This is a genomic window from Actinomadura soli, assembly GCF_005889715.1.
GTDB classification, from domain to species: domain Bacteria; phylum Actinomycetota; class Actinomycetes; order Streptosporangiales; family Streptosporangiaceae; genus Spirillospora; species Spirillospora soli.
The window spans coordinates 1-2,856 of sequence record NZ_VCKW01000483.1 but is presented as its reverse complement, the minus strand read 5'-3'; the positions used below and the strand labels follow the sequence as shown (position 1 = coordinate 2,856).

The following is a 2,856-nucleotide window of genomic DNA, read 5'->3' as shown; positions in this document are numbered from 1 at the left end:
GGGGGCGGGGGCCGGGGATGGTTGGGAACCGAAGGACCTGGACCTCGCGCGACTACCGGGGCGTTGAGCGGACATCGGGTGTCTCCGGCCGTTCGCTGCGTGGATGTCGAATACCTGCCGCACCTCGACCTAAGTAGGGAAAATCCTCACACGGAGACAAGGCGCATAGCGGCGCGAAACCCCCTCTCGGAGGTTTCGCGCCGCGTCACTCCTTCTACTTCATCGGTACTCGGTATACGAAGTTCCACAGGTGCGTCGGGCCTACATGGACGCAGACCTCAACGGCGCGATCATTGGCGTAAGCGACGTGGTACAGCTCGAAGACCGGTTGATCTGAGCCGATGCCGAACCTCGTGGTCTCCTCGTCCGTGGGGCTACGGGAGAGGGTTAGGTACTCGTCGGCGTACTCCTGCTCGTAGCCGAGTTGGGCCATGGTGGAGATCATGCCGCCCTTGGTCTGGACGGTGTCTTCCAGCATCGTCCCACCAGCGATGTCGAGCGGGATGTATGAAGGTGCGATTTGAACGAGGGTGTCGTCCGCGTACATCGATCGCTGCCGGACGACGACTTCCTCTCCGCTAGGAGTGCCGAGAAACTCGGCAACCTTGGGGGGCGGGACGTCCCTGAAGATGGTCGTCTCGGACCTTGGAGTCATGCCGAGACGACGGATTTCGGCCGCGAAGGCCCCTCGGTCCTGAAGCCGCTTGTCAGCGGCGTACCTATCCCGGGCATCCCGGACTATCTGTGGCAAAGCCGTCACGACTGTTCCCCTTCCCTGCTCCGTTCGGACCAATCCCTCTCGTCTCAGCTCTGACAAGGCTCTGTTCACCGTGGTCACGCTCACGCCATAAGTCCTGGCGAGAACGGTCTGAGAGGGGATTGTCTCTCCGAAGCGAAGCTCTTGATCGTTGATCTGTCGCCTTAACACCGCCGCTAAGTCTTTGGCGCTCAGACTCACCCTGCCCTCTTCCTCAGCAGTCCAAAGGATGTTTCGGCCGAACATCCGGATGTTTCGAGCATTGGTTCGCCGCCATACCCGATCTCACAGGAGCTGTGAAGATCCCCAGTTACCTCGTCAGGATGGTCATCGAACGTTTAACCAGTACACCACAGAGGGGCCGGTGGTCTCCAGATGACGGAGAGATCTAGCGCCAAAGTGCATGAAATCGACCACACGAGCGCATGTCTGCCGACCTCTGAATCCGCAGGTAGGACTTGATGATCGTACTTAAGCCGGAGGATGTAGAGGCCAGGCGCGGACGTGATCACGTCGCGGAGATCGCGACTGCCGAAGAGTGGCCGGTCGATCTGGATGACGTTCGCGTCGTCACGGCAGAGCTGATCAACAACGCCATTGGGCACGCCGATACCGATCAGATCCGTGTGGAGGCGTACTCAGATCAGGACGAGTCCGAGGGTCTGTACGTGGTGGAGGTCTGGGACGCAGACGGCATGAATCGTCCCCGGCAACAGTGTCTCTCTCTCGAAGGGGAGCACGGGCGTGGACTCCACCTTGTTGCAGCTCTCGCCCACGCCTGGGGCGTTCAAGTCGGCCGCGACAGCCAGACCAATGACAACGACAGCGGAAAGATCGTCTTCGCGCGCTGGCTGGTCAAGCGCAAATGACCCTCGATGAGCTTACGGTCGATACCTGGTATCAGCTCGCCGTCATCCGCGTGTTCGGATCATGGCTTGACCCCGAAGCCTCTTCGGCGATGGCAGACCGCCAATACCTCAGTGGGCTGGTTAGGCATGCCCGGCTCATGCTGGCCCTGCGCCAGGTGGAGGACCCGGCCCTGCGCCAGGTGGAACCCCCTTCGGCGGCCTTTCCGCAACTCAACGCCTGGAAGGGGACTTCTACGTGATCATGGATGGCTGGTCGAACGAGCCGGGCGACCGGGGACATGCAGAGCGACACGGACGCTTGGGCGCAGGCTGCGGGCTGGCGGCTGGCTTGCCTGACGGCGTGGGGGATGGCGCCGCTGTGGGTGTCGTTGCCGGTGCGGTGGGCGTGCAAGCGACGGCGGACGGGGCGCCGTGATGGGTGAGCTGCTGACGGTGTTGAGCATCAACACCCAATACGGCGGCCAATGGGGGCCGCTGGCTGACTTGATCGCGGACATCCGGCCGGATGTGCTGCTGACGCAGGAGCTGACGGACTGGGGCCGGGACCCGCGCTTGCAGGGCGCGGCCGAAAGAGAGTTGGAGTGGCGCGGGTGGGGGCTGCGGTTCCTGGTCGCGCCGTCGCCGGTGCACAACCACACCGCCGTGGCGTTCCGGCCTGACCGGTTGGCGTTCCGGCACTTTGAGACCAAATACAGCCACCTGACCGAGAACGGGTATGGGGTGGCGGTGCTGGCGGACCGGGACGCGTCCGATGATGACCCGGGGTTGGCGGTGATCTCGGCTCACCTGACGGCTTATTCGGCAGAGGCGGCGGCGACCGAGGCGCAGCGAATGATCGGGCGGCTGCACCGCTACGGCGGGCAGGGCATCCTCGGCGGCGACATCAATCACATGCCGGTCGGTGACCCTGAACCGGACTGGGACGCGGTGGAGCCCTACAACCGCAGTTCCCGGTGCCTTCCGCGCAGTTCGCCCGATGAGCCCTGGCGGGGGAACCGGATTGTCGGCGAGAAGCTCGGCGTGGCGCTGGTCGATGTCGCCGCGCACTTGGCCGACACCACGGGACGACTGGACCTGCGTGATCCGACCGCTACCGGCGGGCTGCGAGTGGATCAGTTCCACGTGACCGCCAATCTGCGGGATGCGCTGATCGAGTATGAGTGGCTTCCGGCGCCGAGTGATCATCACGCGATCGCGATGTCACTGGACATGACACGGGCGGGTCCGGGT

The 2,856-nt window shown here is 63.7% G+C and carries 4 protein-coding genes; 3 read left to right on the top strand and 1 reads right to left on the bottom strand.

From position 1 onward, the window contains the following. Positions 1–214 precede the first annotated feature (214 nt). Positions 215–958: a GntR family transcriptional regulator gene (locus ETD83_RS40965; RefSeq protein WP_171064730.1), complete on the bottom strand. Its 744-nt coding sequence runs from the start codon at positions 956–958 to the stop codon at positions 215–217. A gap of 260 nt (positions 959–1,218) precedes the next feature. Here ETD83_RS40965 and ETD83_RS40960 point away from each other — a divergent pair, with 260 nt between their 5' ends. The 3 genes from ETD83_RS40960 to ETD83_RS40950 form a co-directional block, all read left to right on the top strand. Continuing rightward, complete coding sequence (locus tag ETD83_RS40960; protein WP_138650625.1) at positions 1,219–1,626, top strand: ATP-binding protein; 408 nt, start codon at positions 1,219–1,221, stop codon at positions 1,624–1,626. Further along, on the top strand, positions 1,623–1,865 hold the full coding sequence (locus ETD83_RS40955) for a hypothetical protein (RefSeq protein ID WP_138650624.1): 243 nt from the start codon (positions 1,623–1,625) through the stop codon (positions 1,863–1,865). Before ETD83_RS40960 ends, ETD83_RS40955 begins: the two co-directional genes overlap by 4 nt. Before the next feature lie 175 nt (positions 1,866–2,040). Beyond that, the coding region (locus ETD83_RS40950; protein WP_138650623.1) for an exonuclease/endonuclease/phosphatase family protein at positions 2,041–2,856 on the top strand (816 nt) is incomplete at its 3' end.